A 23,998-nucleotide genomic window follows, 5' to 3' on the forward strand; every position below is an offset into this window, starting at 1 on the left:
ATAATCAGAGGATATAATGTCGTCTCAACAGCTCATATAATCCAGTATTATTCAAGGCGGAAAATGAGTTGTTTAAAAAGAAAGAGCTCAGAGAGTAGTCCCGTCATCACTTTTCAGATGCGTCATCACTCATCATTTACGGCGTTTAACTCTTGAACGAAGCATTGTCCAGTAAGCCCAAGCTCTTCTCTTAAGTGCTTGTACTCTATGGCTATGTAGTATAGAGTTGTTAATAGATGTGATGCTTGATAGAGCGCTTCTGAATCCATTTGTGGAATTCATAGTCACTATGGCCATTGCTATGGCATGTATCTTCTCTTCCTCAAGTATGCTGTCAGTTATGCTTTTTCCATAATACTCAATAAACTTTGTTGTATGAATACCTTTTCTAAACACCGGATGCTGTATGATCTTACGTAGTAGGAGTATGTTTGTTTCAACACCTGTTATAGTAAACTCCAGGAGGGCTCTCTCAAGTCTTTTTAGCGCTTGTTCTCTATTACTACCCCATGCAATAACCTTTGCTATTAATGGGTTGTACTCTGGAGGAATAAATGATCCCTTGTTTACTCCGGAGTCAACTCTTATGCCCGGCCCATTTGGTTCAATATAATCTACAATAGTTCCAGGGCTTGGAAGCATTGTGAGAGGATTTTCTGCATTTACACGAGCCTCAATAGCATGTCCATTGATTCTTATATTATCTTGCTTTAAGTCCAAGCTGCCTTCAAGAGCTATCTCTATTTGTTTCGCAACTATGTCTATACCAGTAATCATCTCCGTGACTGGATGCTCGACCTGAAGTCTCGCATTAATTTCCATGAAATAGTGTTTACGTGTCTTTACGTCGAAAAGCATTTCGACGGTGCCAGCATTAGTATAGCCTATGTATCTCATGAGCTTTACTGCATCTTCGGTTATATTCATTCTCTCTTTATTTGTCAGAATAGGAGCTGGAGCCTCCTCAAGCAGTTTTTGGTGCCTTCTCTGTACACTACAATCCCTCTCGAATAGGTGAACAACTTTATCTCCATCAGATAATATTTGTACCTCAATGTGTTTAGGATTCTCCAAGTACTTCTCTACATAAAGTCTCTTGTCACCAAAAGCGTTCTCAGCTTCTTTTTGTGCTTGTTCAAACAACGACTCAATATCATCCCCGCTTCTAATGATTCTTATACCCATACCTCCTCCGCCGGCAACAGCCTTGAGTAACACGGGATAGCCATGGGTTCTTGCAAAATCTCTGAGATCTTCAGGATCCTTTACTATAGCCCATGGCAGTGTGGGGACATCAGCTTCTTCAGCCTTCTTCTTAGCCATCGCCTTATCTCCAGCGAGCTCCATTGCTTCAGGCGATGGCCCTATGAAGATAAAGCCTTTATCACGTACTTTCTTCGCGAACTCAGGATTCTCAGATAAGAAACCATAACCAGGATGTATTGCATCAGCACCAAGCTCCTCGGCCGCCTTTATGATATCCTTTATATTGAGGTAACTAGAAACCTCATAGTCTTCAGACATGAAATGTCTATGAAAACTCTTTTTGTCAATAGAAGTGTAAATTCCAAGAGGTATGTGCCCTAGTTCTTTGACGGTTCTTGCTATTCTAATTGCTATTTCTCCACGGTTCGCGATTAATATCCTCCATCGCTTACCCATATTAAGACCTCATACAGCTAGTTCCATTATCTCATATCATGGTTTAGCTTAGACCACAAGTACTCTGTATCCTAGACACTTATATTAATTACCTCTCATGGAAAAAACCCTTAGTATGAGAGTGTAATCACCTCATATAAATTACTTTTATCCGTGGAATACTTTTCATTAATTCAAATGCCCTTCCCGCATTATGCTCTCTCTCGATTTTACGAAGAATAGCAATGTCATCTTCAGTCAAAGGCGCTGTTCTATAGAAAAGCATTGTGTCCCCCACTGTCTCTATAGCATGTCCTATGCCTCTATTCAGCATTATTGAGAAAATAGTTATCATATCCTGTATTGATGGGAAAGCTCTTGTAGCGGGATGTGTATGGGCAGAGAAACACTGGTTGACAGCAGGAATTCTTACTCTCTCGGGATCTCCCTCAACAATAGCTGCTTTCCCATAGAATGATATAGCGAGGTAGTACTCTCTTTTTGTTAAGAGAGTCCTACTAGCATAAGACTTCATAGTATAGTGAAGGCTTTCAATGTATTTCCTAGCAATTATCTCATAGAGCTTCCCATACTCATATATGCCCCTACCTATTACGACATTGTCAATACTCCATTCCTCAGAGAAGATCCTGACACTTTCATAAGGATCATATTTACAATTGATAGGTTCTATGACTATTTCTGTTGTCCACGGCATGTTGCTGTCGAGTTCATTAATGTATACAGTTGTACAATAAGCATCGTCTATAACGTCTTCAATAAAGTTTACAAGCCTTGAATAAAAGGCTATTGTTTTAGTAATATTGTCTTCAAAAATTATTTGTTCTTTATCGTATTTACCCCTCAATATCATCTTCACCATAGTTAGAAACAAAGCTTAGCCGGGTTTGTTCTTAGAAAACTCTACATAGACTTCTATGGCTTTGTATAAGTCATCTACTACGATATACTCATCTACTTGATGGGCAACATCAGAATCACCGGGCCCATAAGAGACTGCTTGTATTCCCTTCGAAGTATAGTAGTGAAGATCTAGTCCTCCTGTACAGACAACTTTCCGTGGTTGTTTGCCGAGTATTTTCTGTATAGTGTTTTCGAGTGTTCTAGTTAATGTTGATTGGGGATCCGTTAAGGCAGGCTCGAGTTTTGTAACGATCTTGATATCTACGTCGGCTTTCGCATAGGAAGCAGCTTGTTTAATGTAAGAGATAAGCTCTTTCTCGACATCATCAACGTTTTCCTCTACAATAACCCTCCTGTCTATACTGAATGACACCTGGCCTGGTACTATGTTTATGCTTCCGGGAGCAGTTAGTTTACCACCTAGATTCATTGTTGCCTTAGCGCTTTCCGGCATGTCGTAAGTATATTTGCTTCTCCTTGACTCGACAACAGGTTTTACTTCCTCTATCAGGTACTTGGCTACATAGACCATTTTCTCAAACGCGTTAATACCTAGCCAAGGCGTGCTGCCATGTGTTTGTTTTCCTTTAACTATTACTTCAGCCCATACGGCACCCTTGTGCCCTATCCAGATAGTGTCTATACCACTCGGCTCAGCTATGATGACCCAGTCTGGTCTACTGCCAAGCTTGTCGACAAGATATCCTGTCCCAGTTTCACCACCTATTTCCTCATCAGGAACTATAGCTGCTTCAACGACATGGTCGAGAGGTTCTTTAGACGACGCCAAATACGCCATTGCTGCTACAAAGGCAGCTATCCCGCCTTTCATATCAGTGGAACCACGTCCATAGATCTTGTTGTCTATTTTCTTAGGTTTAAATGGGTCTGTTATTTTCCATCCAGCACCAGGTGCGACCACGTCATAATGTCCATTAAATTGTATTACTTTGTCTCCTGAACCTAATTTCGCGAGAAGAATGTATCTTGGTTTTTCTGGTCTCAGCGATTCTGGTAGAACTTTCCTAAGGTATTCATCTTCGACACGGTAGATTGTGGTGTGGATACCGTATTTCTTCAATACCTCGCTATAATATTCAACAATTTCTTTGTAACTATCTCCTAGAACTGTTGGATACTCAATACTCTTCATAAGGACTTTTTCAGCAAGCTCATAGACCCATTTGGGAAGCATTATAGCCACCACATTATAGAAGTTACTGTCAAGGTATAAATTGAATGCGACGCAGAAGCGGAAAGAATTGCTTTCTCATAGTGTGTTTAAGAGAAATAATATCTATTTGTTTTACCACGATTATTTATAAGGGATAGCGTGTACCTATGTGCCTTGTAAAGTAAAGATAATGTGGTGTAGTACAAAAACAAGGTGTAGAAATCTTGGCACGTAGGTATAGAGCAGAGATATCGTCGGGAGGATTCATAGAGATAGAAATAGATGGTAAAGATCGTGAGTATAATGTGAAAATATTTGATGAATCCGGTGTTAGAATATATAATGTCAAGATCATAAATATTGATGATGACGCCAAACAAGCTGTTATTGAGATAAACGGTAGACGAGTAAAGATAGCAGGCTTGTCTGGAGGAATCGTGATTAATGGTGTGCCATCTATTGTGAAAAGAGTATTTGAGTTAATTCCGATAAGTTATGGTGAAAAAACTGGTGTAAAAAGAGTTGTACAGAGAGAAAAAGGATTAATTGTCTCGCCTATTGATGGAAAGATAACTGACGTCAAGGTAAAACCAGGAGACAAAGTTAACCCTGATAGCGTAATTGCTTTAATGTCTTCTATGAAAATGATTACGGAGATCAAGGCTGGTATAGCAGGTGTTGTAACAGAGGTTTATGTAAAGCCTGGTGTCGCGATAAAGAAGGGTGAAAAGATAGTAAAAATAAAGCCCATAGTCGAGGAAGAAGGCAAGGAGGAGAAAAAGGAGAAAAAGAGTAGGAGAAAGAAGAAACAATAAACAGTATTGCTTATCTATAGAATATAAACTATAACATGTTTAAAACCAATATTGCCTCATATTGTGTTGTGTATAAAATTATTTGTATTTGTTTTATTGAATCGTCAAAACATTAAAGTGGGATGTTACCATGTTTTCTTGGTATAATCTCTTCTTTCTTATCCATTAATGCTTCTAATGCTACGAATATCTTCTTCCTTGTAGTCCTTGGTTCAATAACATCGTCTACGTATCCTAGTTCTGCAGCTCTGTAGGGGTTTGCAAATAGTCTACGGTACTCGATTAATTTCTGCTTCATGAATCCTTCGGGATCCTCCATTTTACTTGCTTGTTTCCTGTAGAGTATACGTACAGCACCTTCTGGTCCCATTACTGCTATCTCGGCTGTAGGCCATGCATAGACTATGTCTCCTCCAAGCGATTTAGAGCCCATTGCAATGTATGCTCCACCATATGCTTTCCGCACTATTATCGTGATCTTGGGTACAGTCGCCTCGGTGTATGCATAGAGTATTTTTGCTCCATGTTTTATTATGCCATTGTGCTCCTGGTCTATACCTGGCATGAATCCTGGGGTGTCAACGAATGTTATTATCGGTATGTTGAATGCGTCACAGAACCTTACAAACCTCGCGATCTTATTTGATGCATCTATGTCTATAACACCAGCGTTAACAAGAGGCTGATTAGCAACGATGCCTACTACAAATCCTCCTATTCTACCGAATCCTACTATTGCTGATCTGGCATAACTACTATGTACTTCGAGAAACTCTCCATTATCGACTATACTTAGTATTATGTCGTGCATATCAAACGGTTTTGTTGGGTCGGGTGGTACTATGGTATCTAACTCGGGGTCCTCTCTATCCCATGGATCACCTGTATCGACATAGGGTGGTGTCTCGTTGTTGTTTTGAGGCAGATAGCTTAGGAGTTTTCGTGTAAGCAAGAAAGCCTGGTCTTCGGTCTCGGTGACAAAGTGGGCTACGCCACTAGTCGTAGCGTGGACATCGGCTCCTCCTAATTCCTCAAATGTTGTCTCAACACCCGTAGCCGCCTTGACTACCTCGGGGCCTGTTATAAACATGAAGCTGTTTTTCGTCATTATTATGAAGTCTGTTAATGCTGGACTGTATGCTGCAGCGCCTGCACATGGACCTAGTATTAGGCTTATTTGTGGTATGACTCCGCTTGCCTTTATATTTGCAGCAAAAATCCTGCCGCATCCATGTAGTGATGCAACTCCTTCTTGTATTCTTGCGCCACCACTATCGTATAGGCCTATTACTGGTGCTTGGTTTGTTATAGCCATCTCTATTAAGCGTGCTATCTTCTCTCCATGAGCTTCTCCTATACTTCCGCCGAGAACGGTAAAGTCTTGTGCAAATACATAGACGAGTCTTCCATCGATTTTTCCGAAACCAGTTATGACACCGTCTCCAAGATACTTTACTTTTTTGAACTCTATTCCAAGTTCTTCATAGTATCTTGATCTTGTTGTCACTAGCCAACCTAGTTCATGGAATGTATCGGGGTCAAGTAGTTTACTTAGTCTCTCACGTGCTGTTAGTTTTCCTTTCTTGTGCTGGGCTTCTACTTTCTCGGGGCCTCCGCCTTCCAGAGATTTCTTTCTTAATTCTTTGAGTTCGTCTAGTAATTGATCTATAGTTCTCTTCTCTTCGACACTCAATACGGGTCACTTCCCATGATTAATATATGTGGATGCTAATGTTATCTTCTTCTGCGGAGAATAGTGACAGTTGTATATGTTGCAACACCGCCTAGGTTTTGGGCGAGCCCTATTTCTGGATCACTTGCTTTGTATCCAGGGAAGTCGCCGCGAAGCTGCATTGCTACCTCGGCGATCTGGTATATACCTGTGGCTCCGACAGGATGTCCTCTGGCTTTCAAACCGCCGCTGAAGTTTATCTCGGGTTTGTCTCCTTTTCCAAACTTTCCTTCTCTCCATAATTTGGCGGCTGCTCCTTTTTCCGCGAAACCTAGGTCTTCTATTGATAGGAAGGCTGTTATTGAGAATGCATCATGTACTTCGGCATAATCTATCTGTTTGGCGTCAACGCCAGCCATTTCGTATGCTTTCTTTGCAGCCTCTATAGTTGAGTCCATTACAAGTAGGTCTCTTCTGCTCCCAAGGTCAACGCTATCGGTAGCCATGCCTATACCAGCTACTTCAACAAGAACGTCGCGTCCAGTATTCTTTGCTATTTCTCTTGCTTTTTCTTCTCCTCTAACGAGAATAACTACGGCAGCTCCATCGCCTAATGGTGAGCAGTCAAATAGCCGTAATGGATCGGCTACAACGGGGCTTGAGAGTATTGCTTTTAGGTCAGTTTTACGTGGTAATTGCGCATAGGGGTTATATGAAGCATATTCATGCATTCGGAGAGGCCAATAAGCCATGTCCTCGCTCGTATAACCATATTTTGTCATGTATAACCGGGCGGCAAGAGCATTAAGCCCGGCGAAGCTTGTTCCATAGAATAATTCGTATTCTGTATCAGCAGCTTGTGCTAAAGCTTTTGTAGCATGGGCAGTAAGTTTCTCCGTAAGCTTCTCTACACCACCGACAGCAACGACATCCACTACACCTGATGAGACTAGACCGTATCCAGCATAGAATGCCGCACCACCACTTGCACAAGCAGCTTCTACTTTGAATGCAGGTATTCCACGTAATCCACTGTAATCAGCGACTAATGCAGCCAAGCTATCTTGTTCCATTAACACGCTTGAAGTCATGTTGCCTACAACGAGTGCTTGTGGTTTAACCCCACCGGCATCCTCGATCGCTTTTAATAGTGCTTCAGAGAAAAGATGTCTAGCGCTCTTGTCAAACCATCTACTAATTTTTGTTAATCCAACTCCAACAATAAACACAGGATCACGAGACACTATATGGACACCCTCATAATGATAAGTTATAATCCTAGGGAATCTTATACAATAGGCATCTAATTATAAGTCTTGTGATTGTCCGCATCTTATACCTGATATACATCTTGACGTTTTGAAAGCTTTGTTTATACATATTTTTGGCTATTGATATAATGTATTTTAGGTAAACACTATATATTGAAACTCTTTCTTTATAAGTAGAGGTTACATGAATATGTTAAGCGAGACAACATCCAGACGGTGATAACATGGTCAGCGTGGCAACAATAGCTCCTAGGCTTGTAGAGTATGTTGCTAGACTAGCTGTCGGACTACCTGTTGATGACAGTGATCTAAGAAGAATCTCAGGGTCTGTACTCTATCCAGTTATGAGAGAAGTAGTTAGGAGAGTTGCAGCAAATATTGTTACTACAAAAAACGGTCTCCCCAGATGCAATATATGTGGGAAAGGACCATTTACTAGACGTGGTCTTTACCTGCATTTAATTAGAGTTCACAGATATGACATAATAGCGTTTACAGAAGAGGAATACAAGAAAATAATGGAAGTGATTTCTCCTCTAGACAAGAAATACTAGATGTGCAAAGTACTGTTAAAGAATGGTCCTGAAGGGGTGGTTTTCCTCATCGAATTCCTCTCGGTATTGGAGTCACCTGTCATCCAGATAATCATAATTACCATTTTGAGCTAATAAAAGTTAACCAAATAGTTAGTATTAAAGCAAAGAACATTACGATGATTTGTCTCTAGAACTGTTAATCAACTATTTCAATAATTACAACCACTCCTTCTTCAAGTTTCTTCTCCTCTATTGTAGCAAGGAATTTTGCTGACCCAACAGTATAGTCGCCGTGCACTACGTGTTCAAGTACAGCTGTTGGGAAGTTATAGTATGCGGCTAATAGAATATGGTCTTGTAGTCTACTGGACGCTCTACCGAATGTTAAGTCTATTCTTAAATAACCCCATGGGGGAATGTATGCGACGACCCAGCCATGACCACCCCCGCCTTTAAACTTGTACTTATAATATCCGTTTGCGCTTGTACCACTGTATTCAATATCGTCTGATATGTAGACGATTCCTACCTCTTGGTAAGACGGGATACCAACGGCTCGGAGGAGTGTAATAAACAGATTTGCTTGATCGTCGCAATCTCCCCGTCCGAATGCTATGACTTCCCATGGCTGTCTAGGTGGTATTCTTGTCGAGTACTTCACGTTGTTCTCAAACCATGACAACAATCCTAGTACATAATTATAGGGAGTCTTATTGTATTTCTCATTCTTCATCATATAATCTACTAGTAGGCTAACCAATGGGTTAGAGAAATTCCATAGCCTTGTTTTCTCTATGTATGTCTCATTGGCTACTATTATGGCACTCCACTCGCCAGGATACAGTCCAAGAAATGTGCCTAGAACTTTCCTTCTCTCGGTCATGTTTATTTCGACAATGTATTCTATTCCAGCACTGATGTTTTCCCAAGGATCTATTAGTGTATCGTTTAGATAGCTTTCATTAATACTTAGCACATTACGGTTTTTGCCAAAGTGTATGCTGATGTACTTATCGGGGACAATAGTGTTGTTCAAGTATACAGTATAGCTAAGTACTCTTTGGTCACTCAAATTTAGTGGATAAGGAAATACGAGAAGATCAGTTTCATTAACAGGAACAGGATGTGAACCCCTATTTAATATGTATCCTCCAATGTAAATTCTAATTTTAATAACACCCGTATATGGTGGACGGGCACTAGATACAGTATCAATAGATAATGACGACAATATTACTATAGCAATTAATATAATGACAAATATTTTCTCCACATAAGGCAATCTGGGTGCCACCAGGTTAAGTATAATACGAAAATGGAATATAAATGAGACTTAGCATTATGCTAATGAGTTAATTGTAAAATAAAACAAATTTTATTGTTGAGAACCTTCTTCCTCCTTCTTTGGAGCCATTATTACAAGATTAACGTTAGAAAGCCCATCAAGCGCGATTATTAGAGGCTCTATTATTTCTTCCAGAGGCATTGATAAGTCTTTGCTCATTCTTTCTGCTATTTCTGCTACAGTATGTTCTCCATCACATAATAGCCAAACATAGTATGCAAGTGGACTCAGTTCATAGATTTCTTCAGGCGATACAGCTATGTAGAATTTCTCGCCTTTCTCGCCAAGATAGTTGCCGTTTCTTGATGGCTTTAAATCTTTGAGCTGGTCAAATGTTTCTTTATGCTTAGTTTCATTACTAGCTGCCATAGCCTCTCTACCTCCATGAAGTTCTTCTAAATCCTCTTTGCCTTCTGGAAAAGCCCTTTGGCTCCTCTGGCGCTTTTGGCGAGTCCTCGGGGATTTCTTCTTTTGGCGGTACAATATCTTCGTCGATTATTCTTACCGTAGTACTTGATCCGATATTGATTTGTACCTGACCCCTGTAGGCTGTTGTCCAAGCACCAGTTATATCAACTACTTGTCCCTCCTTTAATGTACCAGCTTTTCGTCCCCATAATGTTGCTCTTACTCTACCTGTTTCGTCGCCTAGTATGGCATTACTTATAGTTCTTGGCCCTTTTCGTGTTTGAATAACTCTTGTTGGACCTGCTTCTAGGACACGTACTATTATGTGGACGTCTTCTTGTTTAGGTTTGAGGTTTATAACAGGAGTTTTTTCTTTGCCTACGTTTTGAGACATACGAAATTCGACTCCTACGACGTATATGGGCTTGTGCCCTTATTCTCTTCCACGACTAATAAATGTGTCGGAGCAATAAAATTGTTGGTTTCAGACCAAGACTTTCCATGGAATTTGCTATAAGCAATACACACTTGTTAAGATCACTAATACATTTAAATAAGTGAGTATAATCGTTGGTATCGGTTGACCCGAAGCCTTTTATTGACGGAGCAAGTTTTTCTTCGAGAATTTTAGCTATTCGTGATTCCATACCGTTAACTGACGTAGTAGAGTAAATAATTGCAGTGATTTCTGTGTAATTGTTTGATGTAAGATAATCTATATGCCAACGAAGCTTCTTTACTTTACTAATATGCCTTTTTATTCTTGCTTTCAAACCACCAGGACCCATGGCACTACCTACATAAGCATAGTAGCCTTTACCGAATACGAATGAACCAAGTTTACCAACATTAATGCTTGTATCCTCAACAACCTTGATCACAAGAACATAAACTCCTTTTTCTGCCGGGATATCGTCTATAGTGGAATATTCGGGCATCAAGTTTCACCAGAAGTATTATCTCGTTATATAAGTTGATCGGTGCTTTATAAGTAAATATCTTGCCATAAGTTATTGGGTGATTAAATTGGATGATGAAAAGATCATTAGACAGTTAAAAGAAAACCTCAATGAAATACTACATGAAATAAAGGGTGGGCCAAACAAGTATGGTACAAAACTAAAGAAGACTTCTGTGATATTTCTCTCAATGCCCGATCCAACAATGATCTCTACAGGAATAGGATTATCATTATTTACGATAGGTAAAATTCTTGAACATAAAAGAGATAAGGGTATAGAAGATCTATTGCTTGATTATAGTATTGAACTTGAGGAAGCAAAAGAACTACTAAAGAAACTAACAATTCCACTCTAACTTTCCAACTCAATATCGGTCCGCCGAGCAACTCGTCATCATACTTCTATTCAGCTAAAACCGGGGTCTTCATCCCAATTACATTATATTCGAACCTAACCTTAATAGTAGTTGGTGTTAATCATCTATATTAATGATGAATAATTATTTTAGGTATTAGAATAAGATGGTTGCCAGGTATCGTGGTGTATAGTAGATGAACAAGCATGATATACTTAGTCTCGCTAGTAAATTCGTTGAAGAACTTAGCAAGCCGTTTGTTGGTAGAGAAGAAGAAGCCTATGCCATAGCTCTAGCTCTCATATCAGGTGAACATGTAGTACTTATAGGTGAACCAGGTACAGCTAAATCAGCTCTTGCACGTCGTGCAGCAGAACTAGTGAATGCAAGGTTTTTCAAGTACTTATTAACTAGATTTACTGAGCCCGACGAGCTCTTTGGGCCTTTGGATATAAATGCATTAAAGCATGGTAAGTATGTGAGAATAACCAAGAATAAACTACCTGAAGCAGAGATCGCATTTATAGATGAGATCTTTAATGCTAATTCCGCTATACTAAACATGTTCTTGACTATAATGAATGAAAGAATTGTTTACGATGGATACAACGAGATCCATGTGCCATTATGGACGATGATTGCTGCAAGCAATAACGTGCCAGACGAGCCGGAATTACAGGCATTATACGATAGGTTCCTATATAGGCACTTCGTGAAACCTGTCGGCGAGGACAAGTGGTTAAAACTAATAGATGCTGTCTGGAAAATCGAGGCAGGATACTATGAAAAAGCAGAACCCATTTTATCAATGGATCAGTTAAGAGCTCTAAACAAACTGTTGTTTGAAGTAGACTTGTCTAAAATAAAAGAGAAACTTGTGAAAATATATGCTGTCTTTGAAGACCATGGTATACATATAACTGATAGGAGAAAAGGAAAAGCTTTGAAGGCTATTGCTGGCTCAGCACTTCTCTCCGGTAGAATGGTTGCAGTTGAAGAGGATCTTCTCGTACTACGTATGATAGCCCCCAAAGACAGAGATGAAGCTGAACAAGTAACAGCAATACTATTCGAAGAAGTTAAAGCTAGTGAACGTTACCTCCGTGAACTAAATGAAATAGAAGCAAATATACGTGATGCAATGGCCTACATAGAGAGTATAACAGAATTCGAGCCCCGTCTTGTCGACTATTTAAGGAGCTTTGAGACAGTAAGGGATCGTGTCAAAAAGATTGCTGATGAAACGACTGACGAGAGAGTTAGAAGGAAAGCCTTGGATGTGCTTGCCGAAATAAGCGATGTAATATCGATGATAAGAAGTAAACTAGGGATCTAGAAGTGTTTTCCTTCGATAAACTAAAGGAGAGAAAAGGAGTTATAAAAAACATTGATTATACAGACCCTGTTGTCAAGTATAGAGGTAGGAAAGTATACAAGCTTGCCAAAATACTTGTTGACAAAGAGAAGCTGAGTATAGACTATATAACGGCTGTCGATATCTTCTACACATTCTATCTCCCATATCCTATTCTAAAAGATCCTATGGAGATAAGTGATAAACAAGGCTTCACGTCATATAAGATAATATCATCAATGCTTTCTTCTAAGCATATACATGATATTAGAGGAAAAAGTGTAGCCGATAGTCTTCTCAGTAGCATAGCTGCAGGGATCTTTATATCAGAGCTGGAGAATGAGCTACAAGAAAGTACTGGTAATGCTGAACAAAAAGTTAAAGACAAAGAACAGGGAATTGTTACGCGTGATGAAACCATTAAGAAAGTTGTTGAACGTGCTTTAAGTAACACGAAATCTGAGATTGATGGTATTAGAAAACTTAGGTATGTTATCGAGGGACAACAGCCGGGCACAGTAAGTATGATGGTGCAAGAAGAGTATGCTATTGAGTTAATTAGACTTGCAAGAAATACGGAAGTAAAAAAGATACTTGAACTAATATCGGGAGTAAAGCCTTGGAGTATTAATATCCCAAAGAGAAAACGTAGATCAAAGCATGGAGAAATAACTGGATATGAACTAGGTAGAGATATCGAGAGAATTGTTGCCTCGAACCTTGCTCTGCCTGATGAATTATTCTACTTGAGATTCCTTGAAGGAAGACTTCTTTTAAATCAGAAAGTATTATCACATAGCATGGGACCTATTTATGTTCTTGTTGACAAGTGTTTGCCTGGCGATACACTGGTTTACACGAGTACGGGTGGTCTTAAGCCTATTTCTGAAATAAGGCTTGGTGAAAGAATCCTCTCTGTTTCCCCAATAGGTAGTTCCTTAGTGTTTACTGTATCAAAAGTAGTCTCTATTAGACCTGGGAGAGCTAGGGAAGTGTATAAAGTAGAAACACCCATGGGAACTCTTAATGCTACAGGTAATCATGTTGTAATGATTGTTAGAGACAATATGCTTATTGAGACAACCATAGATAATATAGATTATGGCGATGAACTATTAATGCCAACGCCGGAACTACTTAATAAAACATGTAGAGATAATTTTGCTGACCAAGAAGTAATCCTTCTTGGGTTATTGACTGGAGGTAAAATAAGTATAGAAGATGGTATCGTCACAATATGTTTTAGAAACAAAAACGTCATAGAGAAATACAAGGATGTATTGAGCACACTTGGCAATTACTATGTCTATGGAAACTGTATCTCATTACCGATTAAAGAAAAAGCAATTCAAATACTGTATAAGAACTATGAGAGTATCTTTAGGAATGATGATGTAAAGTCTATACCAGATTCTTTGACTAGACTGTGTGGGAGATCCCTTTCGTTATTCTTGGCTGGGGTAATTGATGCTTGTGGTATTACTGCTAGTGATAAGATAATCATGGTTTTTAGGAACGGAATACTTGCCCGTCAAATACATCTCTTATTGCTCAAGCAGGGAATAATGAGTAGAATCATCGAGGAGTATGGTTCAAAAGTATTCAAGATAACTATAGATAGAAGTAACCTTGTAAAACTTGTTAGAAAACTTCCTTTACGAAATATAAAACACGAAAACATTGCCTCAAAAGAAATAAGTAATGACTTAGAGCAAGCTAAGAAACATGATTTCTTGTATACAGTTCCTATAACATCAATAAAGTCTGTAGGCGAAGAAATAGTCTATGACATAACTCTTGAAAACGGGAATAGATTCTTTGCAAATGGATTTATAGTCCATAATAGTGGGTCTATGGATGGAATCAAAATGGTTTGGGCAAAAGCAGTCGCTCTAAGTCTCTATATGAGAGCCCTTAAAGAACATAGAGAATTCTACTTCAGGTTCTTCGACAGTATACCCTATCCTCTTGTGAAGTTAAGCAAGAAGCCTAGCACTAAACAAGCCCTTAAACTCATGGACTATATAGCCTCGATTAAGGGGAGTGGAGGAACGGACATATCAAGAGCATTAATGCTCGCATGTAATGATATAAGATCTGGTATTACAAAAGATGTAAGCGATATAGTATTGATAACCGATGGTGTTGATAGAATAGCTGAATCACTGATCTCTCATAATTTAAGGAAAGCCAATGCAAGACTTATTTCAGTAATGATATTTGGTGATAATAGGTCTCTCAAGAGACTTTCAACAAAATACTTCTCGGTGAGGAAACTCGGTACAGAAGAGATCCTAAAGATTGTTGAAGCCTAGCTATTACTTACATGGTGATTAGTAGGATGAGCTATGATCCTATTGAGAGGGCGATGCTTGTCTCAAAGAATGTTTGTAGGAATGTGGATGGTATTGAAGAGAGATTGTATTATAGGTTCCGTGGAGGAAAATGGTATGGCGGTATAGCGTCGGCTGATGTTATTGGATGTAATATGGCTTGTAAATTTTGTTGGGCGTACTACTTCAGAGATAATATCAGAAAGGGGAAGTGGTGTAGTCCTTATGAAGCAGCCGATAAATTACTCTACATAGCTTCTACGAGAGGATACAAGTATGTTAGGCTAACAGGCGGAGAACCAACTATATGTAGAAAGCATCTTCTCGAAATAGCGGCTATTGTTTCTTCAGAAAAGAAGTACTTTATTGTGGAAACAAATGGAATACTCCTTGGTTATGATAAGTCCTATGCTGAAGAGCTTGCTAGTATAAAGAACATAATTGTAAGGGTTTCATTCAAAGGAGTTACGCCTGAAGAATTCGCTAGACTCACTGGTGCGAAGAAGGATGCTTGGTACCTTCAGTTGAAGGCGTTAAAAAATCTTGTTGATGCTGGACTCGAGCCTGGGGAGCAAGTCTATCCTGCTGCAATGATTGGCTGGAGTGATGAAAAAGATATAGAATGGTTCCTCAGTGAATTACGGAGAATACATCCTGCTTTAACTGATGTTGACTGGGAGTACATTATACTATACGATCATGTTATACGGTTACTCAAGAAAATGGGGCTATGGCCTCCAAAAAGAGCTGTTACACCAAACGGTATACCTAGCTGGATGATATAGATTGTGTGTTTTTATTAAACTTTGCTTTATAGTATTCTATGTTCTTCTTAACAAACATAGCTATTATTAATGCTAATAAGTATATGGTCGGCGTTATAAAGTACAAGAAAATCCTTGTCCTATTAATGTTTTCTGCTGAAAACTCATAAAACGATACTTCTCTATAAGACAATTCCTTTACGTTACTGTTGGTGGGTACGAGTACAAATATGTATATTTTCTTGCCTATGAATGATTTGTTTAAATGTATTACGAAAAGATTAGATGGATTCATTTCTATTCCTTTAGTGAAATTCTTTGTACCGACAATTACGATGAAGTTTGTTCTATTACTTTCGAAAACCATGATCTTCTCTGTGTCAATATGTTCTTTGAACAAGTACATCGTGTAGTTCTTTGGGAGAAGAGGATATCCTATGGTACCAGCAGGATTTAATAAATGGAGTGTGCCTTTTTGTTCTCTTGCAATGGAATAAGGTATTGTAGAGAATAGTGATGCTATCAAGGTGTTAGCAAGAGCTAGCACAAGGGCTATTAGGAATGCTAATGTGATAATTGTTTTTGCACGCCCACTTAATTCTCTTAGGATGTAAGTCCATAAAATACCAAATACAATAATACCTGTGATTATCATGGAGACAACATAAATGTCTACACCTCTAGACTTCACGATAACATAGTCGTATTTTATCAATGGGGCGGGCTCTATTGTTGTCTGTAAAACCGGTCCTTTTAAGACAATTGTTGTAGTGGTTTCATTAGCTATATTCTTGTACAATATAATGTGTTCTAGACGAGGAGGTAGGCTAATAGAGTAGGTCTTATCTAATGGAAATGAAGCAACAGTTATTGAATAGGTATTATGTACTATGTAAAGTATCGTAAATGATGTTATTATCAGTATTATGAAAGCGATTTTCGTGACATCCATCAAGAATAATCAACCTAGCTTATTTTCTTCGGTCTGCAGATATTTTAATATAACTTCTTTTCTTTATGGACAAGAAGAAATACTACTTGTCTCCGCTTGAAAATATAATGAGGTTATTCTTAACAGAATAGTTTACTACATAAAACAATGGCTATTTTACTTTTTGTTTAGAGAAAGAGTTAGTGCTACCGCTATTATCGTTATGGCTTTCCTAATGGTTTCTGAGGGATCTGCTGGCGTATTTATTGTCTCTAAGACTATTTCCTCTGCAGCTTTTGCATCTCCACTGAGTTTTTCCAGTAGGATGATGGCATGGGCCTGGATAGTTTCGGCAAGTGCCTCAAGTATAATGGGTTCATTGTTCTTGAAGAGCTCTTCTTTGAAAACCACTGACTCTATGAGAATACGTTCAAAGAGATCTTCTGTGAGCTCTGGTATAATATCCCAGAACGGGTGCTTGATTATCTTGTCTAGTTTCTCAACAAGACCTGGAATATACTCGATGGGCGAAACAAGCTCTAGCCATTTATCGAAAGCAGCAGTTATGTATCTTATTGCTTCCTCCTTCCCCTTGTCATCGACTACAAGGTCTTTGTATACTGATGCGATAGATATTATGTCTGCAATAAAATACCCTATATCCTTTGGTGAAGGTGTTTGAATTATTGTTGTCTTGGTAGTATTTAGTATGCTCTCCTCGGCCATGAACTAAGACACCGATTACTATGTTGCAAAGACTAACCCTTTTAGAACCTAGGATACATCATAAATTTAAATAGGGACATGAAGTGGGATCAGGTGGGGCGAAAATCTTCATAGCAAAACATTTTCGTGCTCCGACGCTGGCGTAATTCATCATCTATATTATAGTAGTGAAGCACTACTTCTTATTCTTAAACTAGCTTTATACTAAACACTAGGAAGACAGTATTGTTTTCACGCCAAGAGTTGCAATGAGAACTATTATTGATGCCATTAGGTTCCCTATAATCACAGCAATGGTAGACTTGGTTTTACTCAAGTCCAGAACATAGGCTACTAGGCTGCCAGTCCATACGCCTGTTCCTGGTGAAGGTATAGCGACAAAGCATGCGAGTGCAAGGTACACATACTTGCTTCCCCTAATCTTTTCAGCCTTCCTTCGAGCCTTCTCTATACTGGCCTTGTATATTCTCTCAAGTAATGGCATCTTAGTGAATATTTTTGGCAGAAACTCTTTCTCAATGTATGAGAGACCATAGATTAATATGGGAGCCGGTATTGATGCGGCAATGAATGCTAGAACAAATACAAGAAGGGGATCAAGTCCTCCAGCTATGCCTACGGGTATTGCACCCCTCACTTCTACTATGGGTGAAAGCGCAAGCATTATTACTACTAGGTATAGTCCTATATCCATACTGTATACACCGTGGCTTAGTTACTGAGGTGTAGATACGTTGGTTCTTGTAAGCGAAATAGTTGAGCGAGCTAGAAAAAATTATCCTCGACACCTAACGTCGAGGCTCCTAGGCTATATAACTAGTCTCCACAGAATACAGGGATCGACAGGGCTATGGGATGCTGTCAAGTTTGTTAAGGAAGTTCTTGAGGAAAATGGTGTCTATGCGAAGGTCTTCAGGGTAGAGAACAATACTGCATTAGATCTATTGGAAACACCATGCGGATGGGATCTAGAATATGGTGAAATAGAGATTTATGAGGACTCAAACAAGATCTTGAGTACAACGACTATTGAGCACCCTACATTAATTGCTGCTCATAGCCCTGGAGGTGAAGGTGAGGCAGAAATAGTTCATGGAAGCATTATTGATGGCGATAAGAATATTGAAGGAAAAGCTGTGCTGACTAAAGATAGAGCTTCACTAGCATACTATCTTGGCGTAGACAAGGGTGTATCTGCTATAATATGGTATAGCCCTGATAGATTCCATTCAGCATACCCGTATACAGGTTTATTCCTTCCCAGCAAGCTTTTACGCGAAAAAATACCTGTGATAACACTTCCATATAAAATAGCTTCGAGAATAATAGAGAAAATGAAGACGGGATCCAAGTACAGAATTCGCTGGAAGATACAGTCCAGATATCATGAACGCGGTCTACCAGTGCTTATGGCTTGTATAGGGGAAGCAGATGATACAGTGGCTGTGACTGCCCATATATGTCATCCACTCCCCGGAGCACATGATAATGCAAGCGGTTCTACATCAATTGCTTTAGCCGCTATTACCCTGAATAACATTGTTAAAGAGAGTAGTCTCCAAGCAAAGATTTGTTTCTATTGGGTGCCGGAATACACTGGTACAGTAATGTTGTTTAAAGAGAAGCTCGTTAAGAACATTGTTGCCGCAATAAACTATGACATGGTTGCGTCAATACAATCTCTAACAGGTTCAACACTTCACTTAATAAGAAGCATGATATACCACATGGGTATTGCGACACCTGTTACAGATATGGTTATGAGGACAGTAATGACTCTAGGCAAGACTTTCCACGGACATCCAGGTATGGGTGCAATAAAGTTCGATGAAACACCCTATGGGTTTGGAAGCGACCACGATGTTTTCTTGATAAACGGTATCGAAGCTGTTATGGTCAATGAGTGGCCGAGTAAGTACTATCATACTGATATGGATGAACCCTATACTATTGGATGGCGTGAAATGGCTATCGAAACTCAAATGCTTACATCGATACTATACATATTAGGAAACATCAATAAATACAAAAGTACCATACGTGAATATGCTAGAAACTATTATGGCTATTTAACGACATGGTACGTAATGGAGGCAATTGCTCGGAATAAAGACCATAGATTCATTGAGTCAATACTACCTAGATACATAGGTAGAGCTTTAAAGAGAACAATGGGCTTACTGGAGGGAAGAAATGAGTTAGCACTAGAAACTGGTAAAGGAGTAGTATACAAGGGTGTATCAAATATCTCTTCACTAAAAATAGCATTGGAGCTTGGTATAGATTTCTATAAAACGATATCAAAAGATAACTTGGTATCACAATTCGTGACAATAGTGTTGCCAGCACTAGCGAAGGGTAAACTCGAGGTAGAGCACATGATTGATCTTTATCTTGCTGAGCAAATAGCCACGCCAGAGGATATAAAGATAGTCTATGAGGGAGAGAAAGGCTATAGGGCATTGAGAAAAATTGTGTATCAAGTTATTGCATGGCTTGAAGAGAAAAACCTCATTGAAAAACAAGAATAGATCTAGATTAAACGAGATATGTGATTTAGTATTGTAGTGATGTCTAGTGCCTCGGGGATACCTGCAGCTCTCGGATGCCCTCCGCCTCCTAGAGACATGGCTATACGTGCAACATCTATACGGTTGCTACGTAGACTAGTAGCAGTAGGATAAATGAATACGTAGAGATCAGCTGTAAGTCCTCGTTTTTCTATTTCTTCTTGGACTTCACCAGGGTGTACACGTGGGTCTATATCGTTTACAACGATTATCTTTAATCCCTTGACAGTGTAGACCAAATGCTTGTCGACGCTCTTCTTGATTAAGGCTTGGTATTCTTCCGATATTTGGTTGTATAGTCTTTCAAGCATGTTGTTCCATATGATTCCGTTGATGAAGTACTTGAGTACTTTATAACGTATTTTCCAGTCATACCATCTCAATATTCTTCTAAGCTTCTTTGTATACGATATACGGTTCAGGAATAGGTCGTCGTCGCGTGCGAGCTGGACGAGAGTATTGCTTGTCATATCATCTATGCCTATAAGAGTCTTTACTAGTTCGGCTGACACTTTAGATGGATCTAAATAGAGTTTTACACCAATTGACTTGAGAGCGTCTATTATCTCCTTCTTCCATACATGATGATCGATCCAATATACTTTTATCCCCATATCTAAGGCGTTAGAGAGAAGAGAAACAATTGCCTCCATATCTTGAGGTGAGGGATTCAAGTCGGAGATAATAAGATTCGTGAAGGGCTGGATATAGAATGATTTAGATAGTGCGTGGTTAAGATTTGTTGTTAGAGCTGATATTGTTGATAATCTTATTTTTGTAATTCTCGTCTTCGTTATATTTGTAGACCTAGCTATGAGTGCCGCTGAGGCAATACCATCAATATCCCAGTGTGAGATGATGTATGTTGTGTTGTATGTGGTATTCAAGATCGCGATCCCTAATTGCAACTCATTGGATTACTGAAGATACAATTCAATTATTTGTACACGTTTTAGTAGATAAGCTAATCTTAATTAAACTTTACTAAAATGAGAAAATCTTATTGCTTATTAAGAAGCGAGTGTTTACTATGTAAAAGCTTGTTAAGTGATCTTATTTTTGTAAGCCAAGAAATGGTATCAAGCCATAATAGAATAGATAAACTAGTCATTATAATCGTGGCAATTATGTCGACAGCATATTGTCTTACTAGTATATACAATAGTGTTGCTAGTGAAGAGAAAATCGCGTAGAAGAGTATTTTCGGCAGAAATAAGCCACGAACGTAAATTAAATGTGATAAAATAGAAGAATGAGGTTTAACTGCAATATATCCTTCGTCAGTCTTTATCGCATAACCTTTCTCTACAAGTTTCTCCAAATGGTGCCTAGCACTATTCGGGCTTCTGAACCCTGCTCGTCGTTGTACTTCTCTCACACCAAGAGGCCTATTGCTTGTAAGCAATATCAGGTAAACATACAATGTTGAACCAGATAAGTTAAGTAACGGATCAAGGTCGGTGGCGGTAGAACTGTTTTGTTCCACAGTGTTGTTCCCTCATTCATTCTTGATGGTATAGTGTTTGATCTAGAGCACGAACTTAAGTATAATCCTTGAGATTAGTAGTATCAAACACACTATCCCTACTCCAATAAGTACTTCTTTCATTATATCAGAAAAGGTTTTTTGTTGACTACTTTCACTAGTTAAATGCGCCTCATATACTCCTTCATTACTGCTATAACTAGTTGGATAAACATTTTGTGACGATCTACCGTATGTTGCGGCAACGAGTGGTGTCAACTTTACTTTGTTTACTATAACTATGCTGCTACTATTGAAAAATAGTTGTATGCTATAGTCTCGCGGTAATGTAATGCTCATGTTGACAAGAACTACTGTTGTGTAAGGTGGTACCTTTATTGTTTTGTTGACACCGATTGTTTGCCTACATAAAATAGTATTGTCGCCGCTGGTTATTACCAATACAGGATTTTCCTTAATGCCTAGCACGTACTGTTCATTATCTTCACGGTTAATGATGTACAATAATACAGTATAGGTTATAGTGTTTTCATCTATTTTGCTTATTTTTAGTTCTTTATAGAGATATAGTTTAGAGTCAAGAGGATATACGGTTTCTTCTGAACAAACTATAGTACTCAATAGTAATGAAACCAGCATCATTATTGATAGAACTATTACTAGTATTCCCTTTGTTTTGGTTGTAAGCATTTTAATCATCTAGGATTAGACACTACCACTAACCCTTATATCACTAGTTTTGATACGGGCTTGTACAAGAGTTTTGAACAAAAATAGGTGATGACGTTTTGTTTTACACTGGGTTAGGTCTAATAAATGGCTTTACATAGAATTCTTTAGTCTTAACATCAATGATATAGCCGTCAGCTGTTATAGCAGCAATAATGAATACTCTCCCCCACGTAAGTACTCTGGCCTTAACTACCCTGTCATAGCTTGACATAGGCTTTACAACAATTGGTTTTATTTCACTCCCTTCCTCGATCCTAATATCTATTCCTCTAACTCTTATTATTGGCTTGATCTCTTTGTCTGTCTTATTAACTGTTTTTATGAGAATACTTATTTTTCCTCCTTCAACTGGTTCGCCAGCGATTTCTATGTCGCTTATCTTAATCAGGGAGAGTTTCTGTGGAACTGTTTTCTCGAACTCATTTAACCACATATCTATTACTTTGGGGCTCCAAAACTCTGCCCACCAATAATCACTATCAAGAGCATGCCATAGACACCACCTGGCTTGCGTACTCACTTCATCTCTCTTGCCGATGATTCTCTCGTATGCTTTGAGTATCCTGTATTTTTCTACGACTTTAATCCAGTACTCTTCGTGTTCTTGTTTTTCTCCTCTCCACTTCCTAAATGTTCCAAGCCAGCTGTTGGTTGGTATGTGTTTTAATACGCGTTGGGGCGGGCATTTTTCAAGCATTTCTCTTAGGTGAGAAAGTTTCATGAACTTTTCTTGGTCTATTGATATAAGGTAGTCGGATAGTTTATCAAGGTAATATGCTGTCATTGGAGGGTTTTTACTGAAAACCATCCAGTTCTCTCCATCAAGTGCTAGTACGAGTGTTGAAGCGTGTGTAGACAATGCTTTCTTTAAAATACGATAAGCTGTTTCATAGGCATTCCTCCAAGCATGATGCTCGCTCATGAAAACATTCATGAATCCTATGATATCGCTTAACTCGTGGTCTCTAAAGAATACTGTTATGTAATCCCCTGTACCGCTATTTATTACAAGATATGGTTCGTATTGAGAGTTCTTATCTCCCTCAGCGAACCTAAAATGATGCTGATCATCAAGTACAGTATATTTTATGCCGTTGGAAGCATAAATTGGTATGAGACCCATGGAAAACGCCATTTCTGGAGTCCAGATCCCGGTGGCATCATAGTTGCTGCCCATGGCTTTCCTCGTTATTTCTTTACCATAGCTTATTTCCTCATCAACTATGTCACTTGCATCAAGAACATCTACGAGGAATCCTCCTATGGTATGAGCGTAAATGCTTGTCAAAACATCTATTTGTCCTCTATGAAGAGCATTCCTGTAATTTTCTAGAGTCTCCCTCACAAGCTCTATTTCAGGTGTGTTTGAGTCAAGCTTCTTTCCATCAGTAAAAACAATACCTCTCTCAATGGCATCAAGCCATTGTTTAAGTAAACTAGGACTCAAATTGTATGTTGTCTTAAACCCTGGTTTCTTCGAGAGAAGTACTGAGTGATAATGATATGGTCCATAACCATATGGCGATAGATATGCCCCCCATACGTAGACAAAAGCCCATGGTGCATGGATTTTCCCGTCTGGAGTATAATTTGGTGCTTGATGATGATGCCATACTATAGTGAATAGTGTTGGTTTGTCCAGGGGTTCATCGACAATGAATAATGATTCGTCTACAATCTTATCATTGATATAGAGAACAAGTTTATGTTCACCATGTTTCTCGCCTAGAGGCACATCAGTTGTTATTGTTAATGAAGCCATCGAACCTATTTTAACTTGTCCATCATATATTAATGTCTCTTTACCATCGCTGCATTGATATTTTATTTTCACATTGATATTTCTCTCTGTGGATGACTTATTTGAAATAAGGGCAATGGCTTTCAAACTTGAACCTGGGGATACGGCTGGTTTTTCCGAAACAATATAGGCTTCAATATTATCCACAGTCTTTACAGGTACTAGGGAGCTCAATTTTTTCACCGAATATATGCTTGT

Annotated in this window: 23 protein-coding genes; 7 read left to right on the forward strand and 16 right to left on the reverse strand. The window is 38.9% G+C overall.

Translation table 11 applies throughout. The features are described from left to right. Positions 1-132 precede the first annotated feature (132 nt). The 3 genes from J4526_05445 to J4526_05455 all read right to left on the reverse strand — a co-directional run bounded on the left by J4526_05445 (position 133) and on the right by J4526_05455 (position 3,760). The gene (locus tag J4526_05445) at positions 133-1,662 is read right to left on the reverse strand and encodes an ATP-grasp domain-containing protein (GenBank protein ID WFO74530.1); all 1,530 of its coding nucleotides are present in this window, start codon (positions 1,660-1,662) and stop codon (positions 133-135) included. Positions 1,663-1,789: 127 nt separating this feature from the next. Further along, positions 1,790-2,509 carry a hypothetical protein gene (locus J4526_05450; GenBank protein WFO74531.1) on the reverse strand — a complete coding sequence of 240 codons (720 nt, stop codon included), beginning with the start codon at positions 2,507-2,509 and terminating at the stop codon, positions 1,790-1,792. 30 nt (positions 2,510-2,539) lie between these two features. After that, entirely contained in the window at positions 2,540-3,760 is a 1,221-nt protein-coding gene (locus J4526_05455) for a M20 family metallopeptidase (GenBank protein ID WFO74532.1), read from the reverse strand. 203 nt (positions 3,761-3,963) lie between these two features. Between J4526_05455 and J4526_05460 the strand changes: the two genes are divergently transcribed. Continuing rightward, positions 3,964-4,554, forward strand: coding sequence for an acetyl-CoA carboxylase biotin carboxyl carrier protein subunit (locus J4526_05460; GenBank protein ID WFO74533.1), 591 nt, complete (start codon positions 3,964-3,966; stop codon positions 4,552-4,554). A 112-nt stretch (positions 4,555-4,666) separates the two neighbouring features. Here J4526_05460 and J4526_05465 read toward each other — a convergent pair whose 3' ends face one another. Continuing rightward, complete coding sequence (locus tag J4526_05465; GenBank protein WFO74534.1) at positions 4,667-6,247, reverse strand: acyl-CoA carboxylase subunit beta; 1,581 nt, start codon at positions 6,245-6,247, stop codon at positions 4,667-4,669. Between the two features lie 41 nt (positions 6,248-6,288). Beyond that, entirely contained in the window at positions 6,289-7,470 is a 1,182-nt protein-coding gene (locus J4526_05470; GenBank protein WFO74535.1) for a thiolase domain-containing protein, read from the reverse strand. A 251-nt stretch (positions 7,471-7,721) separates the two neighbouring features. Here J4526_05470 and J4526_05475 point away from each other — a divergent pair, with 251 nt between their 5' ends. Then, entirely contained in the window at positions 7,722-8,051 is a 330-nt protein-coding gene (locus J4526_05475) for a hypothetical protein (GenBank protein ID WFO74536.1), read from the forward strand. Between the two features lie 178 nt (positions 8,052-8,229). Here J4526_05475 and J4526_05480 read toward each other — a convergent pair whose 3' ends face one another. From J4526_05480 to J4526_05495, 4 genes are all read right to left on the reverse strand, one after another. Beyond that, the gene (locus J4526_05480; protein WFO74537.1) at positions 8,230-9,315 is read right to left on the reverse strand and encodes a transglutaminase domain-containing protein; all 1,086 of its coding nucleotides are present in this window, start codon (positions 9,313-9,315) and stop codon (positions 8,230-8,232) included. 93 nt (positions 9,316-9,408) lie between these two features. Then, positions 9,409-9,747 (reverse strand): PqqD family protein, encoded by a 339-nt coding sequence (locus J4526_05485; GenBank protein WFO74538.1) that lies wholly within the window; start codon positions 9,745-9,747, stop codon positions 9,409-9,411. Between the two features lie 7 nt (positions 9,748-9,754). Continuing rightward, entirely contained in the window at positions 9,755-10,180 is a 426-nt protein-coding gene (locus J4526_05490) for a single-stranded DNA-binding protein (protein ID WFO74539.1), read from the reverse strand. 55 nt (positions 10,181-10,235) lie between these two features. Then, entirely contained in the window at positions 10,236-10,724 is a 489-nt protein-coding gene (locus J4526_05495) for a GIY-YIG nuclease family protein (protein WFO74540.1), read from the reverse strand. An 88-nt stretch (positions 10,725-10,812) separates the two neighbouring features. On the opposite strand from J4526_05495, the gene J4526_05500 reads away from it, so the two are divergent. The 4 genes from J4526_05500 (at position 10,813) to J4526_05515 (ending at position 15,575) form a co-directional block, all read left to right on the forward strand. Further along, the gene (locus J4526_05500) at positions 10,813-11,103 is read left to right on the forward strand and encodes a hypothetical protein (GenBank protein ID WFO74541.1); all 291 of its coding nucleotides are present in this window, start codon (positions 10,813-10,815) and stop codon (positions 11,101-11,103) included. 196 nt (positions 11,104-11,299) lie between these two features. After that, positions 11,300-12,439 carry a MoxR family ATPase gene (locus tag J4526_05505; protein WFO74542.1) on the forward strand — a complete coding sequence of 380 codons (1,140 nt, stop codon included), beginning with the start codon at positions 11,300-11,302 and terminating at the stop codon, positions 12,437-12,439. 2 nt (positions 12,440-12,441) lie between these two features. After that, on the forward strand, positions 12,442-14,772 hold the full coding sequence (locus tag J4526_05510) for a hypothetical protein (protein WFO74543.1): 2,331 nt from the start codon (positions 12,442-12,444) through the stop codon (positions 14,770-14,772). Positions 14,773-14,798: 26 nt separating this feature from the next. Further along, positions 14,799-15,575 (forward strand): radical SAM protein, encoded by a 777-nt coding sequence (locus tag J4526_05515; GenBank protein ID WFO74544.1) that lies wholly within the window; start codon positions 14,799-14,801, stop codon positions 15,573-15,575. Here the strand turns inward: J4526_05515 and J4526_05520 are convergent. The 3 genes from J4526_05520 to J4526_05530 form a co-directional block, all read right to left on the reverse strand. Further along, positions 15,559-16,506 (reverse strand): hypothetical protein, encoded by a 948-nt coding sequence (locus tag J4526_05520; GenBank protein ID WFO74545.1) that lies wholly within the window; start codon positions 16,504-16,506, stop codon positions 15,559-15,561. The two genes, J4526_05515 and J4526_05520, sit on opposite strands and share 17 nt — an antisense overlap. Positions 16,507-16,662: 156 nt before the next feature. After that, on the reverse strand, positions 16,663-17,211 hold the full coding sequence (locus J4526_05525; GenBank protein ID WFO74546.1) for a hypothetical protein: 549 nt from the start codon (positions 17,209-17,211) through the stop codon (positions 16,663-16,665). Between the two features lie 211 nt (positions 17,212-17,422). Beyond that, complete coding sequence (locus J4526_05530; GenBank protein WFO74547.1) at positions 17,423-17,905, reverse strand: small multi-drug export protein; 483 nt, start codon at positions 17,903-17,905, stop codon at positions 17,423-17,425. Positions 17,906-17,945: 40 nt separating this feature from the next. Here J4526_05530 and J4526_05535 point away from each other — a divergent pair, with 40 nt between their 5' ends. Continuing rightward, entirely contained in the window at positions 17,946-19,742 is a 1,797-nt protein-coding gene (locus J4526_05535; GenBank protein WFO74548.1) for a M28 family peptidase, read from the forward strand. Between the two features lie 2 nt (positions 19,743-19,744). Here J4526_05535 and J4526_05540 read toward each other — a convergent pair whose 3' ends face one another. From J4526_05540 to J4526_05555, 4 genes are all read right to left on the reverse strand, one after another. After that, positions 19,745-20,668: a phosphohydrolase gene (locus J4526_05540; GenBank protein ID WFO74549.1), complete on the reverse strand. Its 924-nt coding sequence runs from the start codon at positions 20,666-20,668 to the stop codon at positions 19,745-19,747. A 113-nt stretch (positions 20,669-20,781) separates the two neighbouring features. Continuing rightward, the gene (locus J4526_05545; GenBank protein WFO74550.1) at positions 20,782-21,267 is read right to left on the reverse strand and encodes a LexA family transcriptional regulator; all 486 of its coding nucleotides are present in this window, start codon (positions 21,265-21,267) and stop codon (positions 20,782-20,784) included. A gap of 42 nt (positions 21,268-21,309) precedes the next feature. Continuing rightward, positions 21,310-21,957: a hypothetical protein gene (locus J4526_05550; GenBank protein ID WFO74551.1), complete on the reverse strand. Its 648-nt coding sequence runs from the start codon at positions 21,955-21,957 to the stop codon at positions 21,310-21,312. A 103-nt stretch (positions 21,958-22,060) separates the two neighbouring features. Next, entirely contained in the window at positions 22,061-23,992 is a 1,932-nt protein-coding gene (locus J4526_05555; protein ID WFO76347.1) for a glycoside hydrolase, read from the reverse strand. Positions 23,993-23,998: the final 6 nt, after the last annotated feature.

The sequence above is a fragment of the Desulfurococcaceae archaeon MEX13E-LK6-19 genome (assembly GCA_029637525.1).
Classification (GTDB): Archaea; Thermoproteota; Thermoprotei_A; order Sulfolobales; family Desulfurococcaceae; genus MEX13ELK6-19.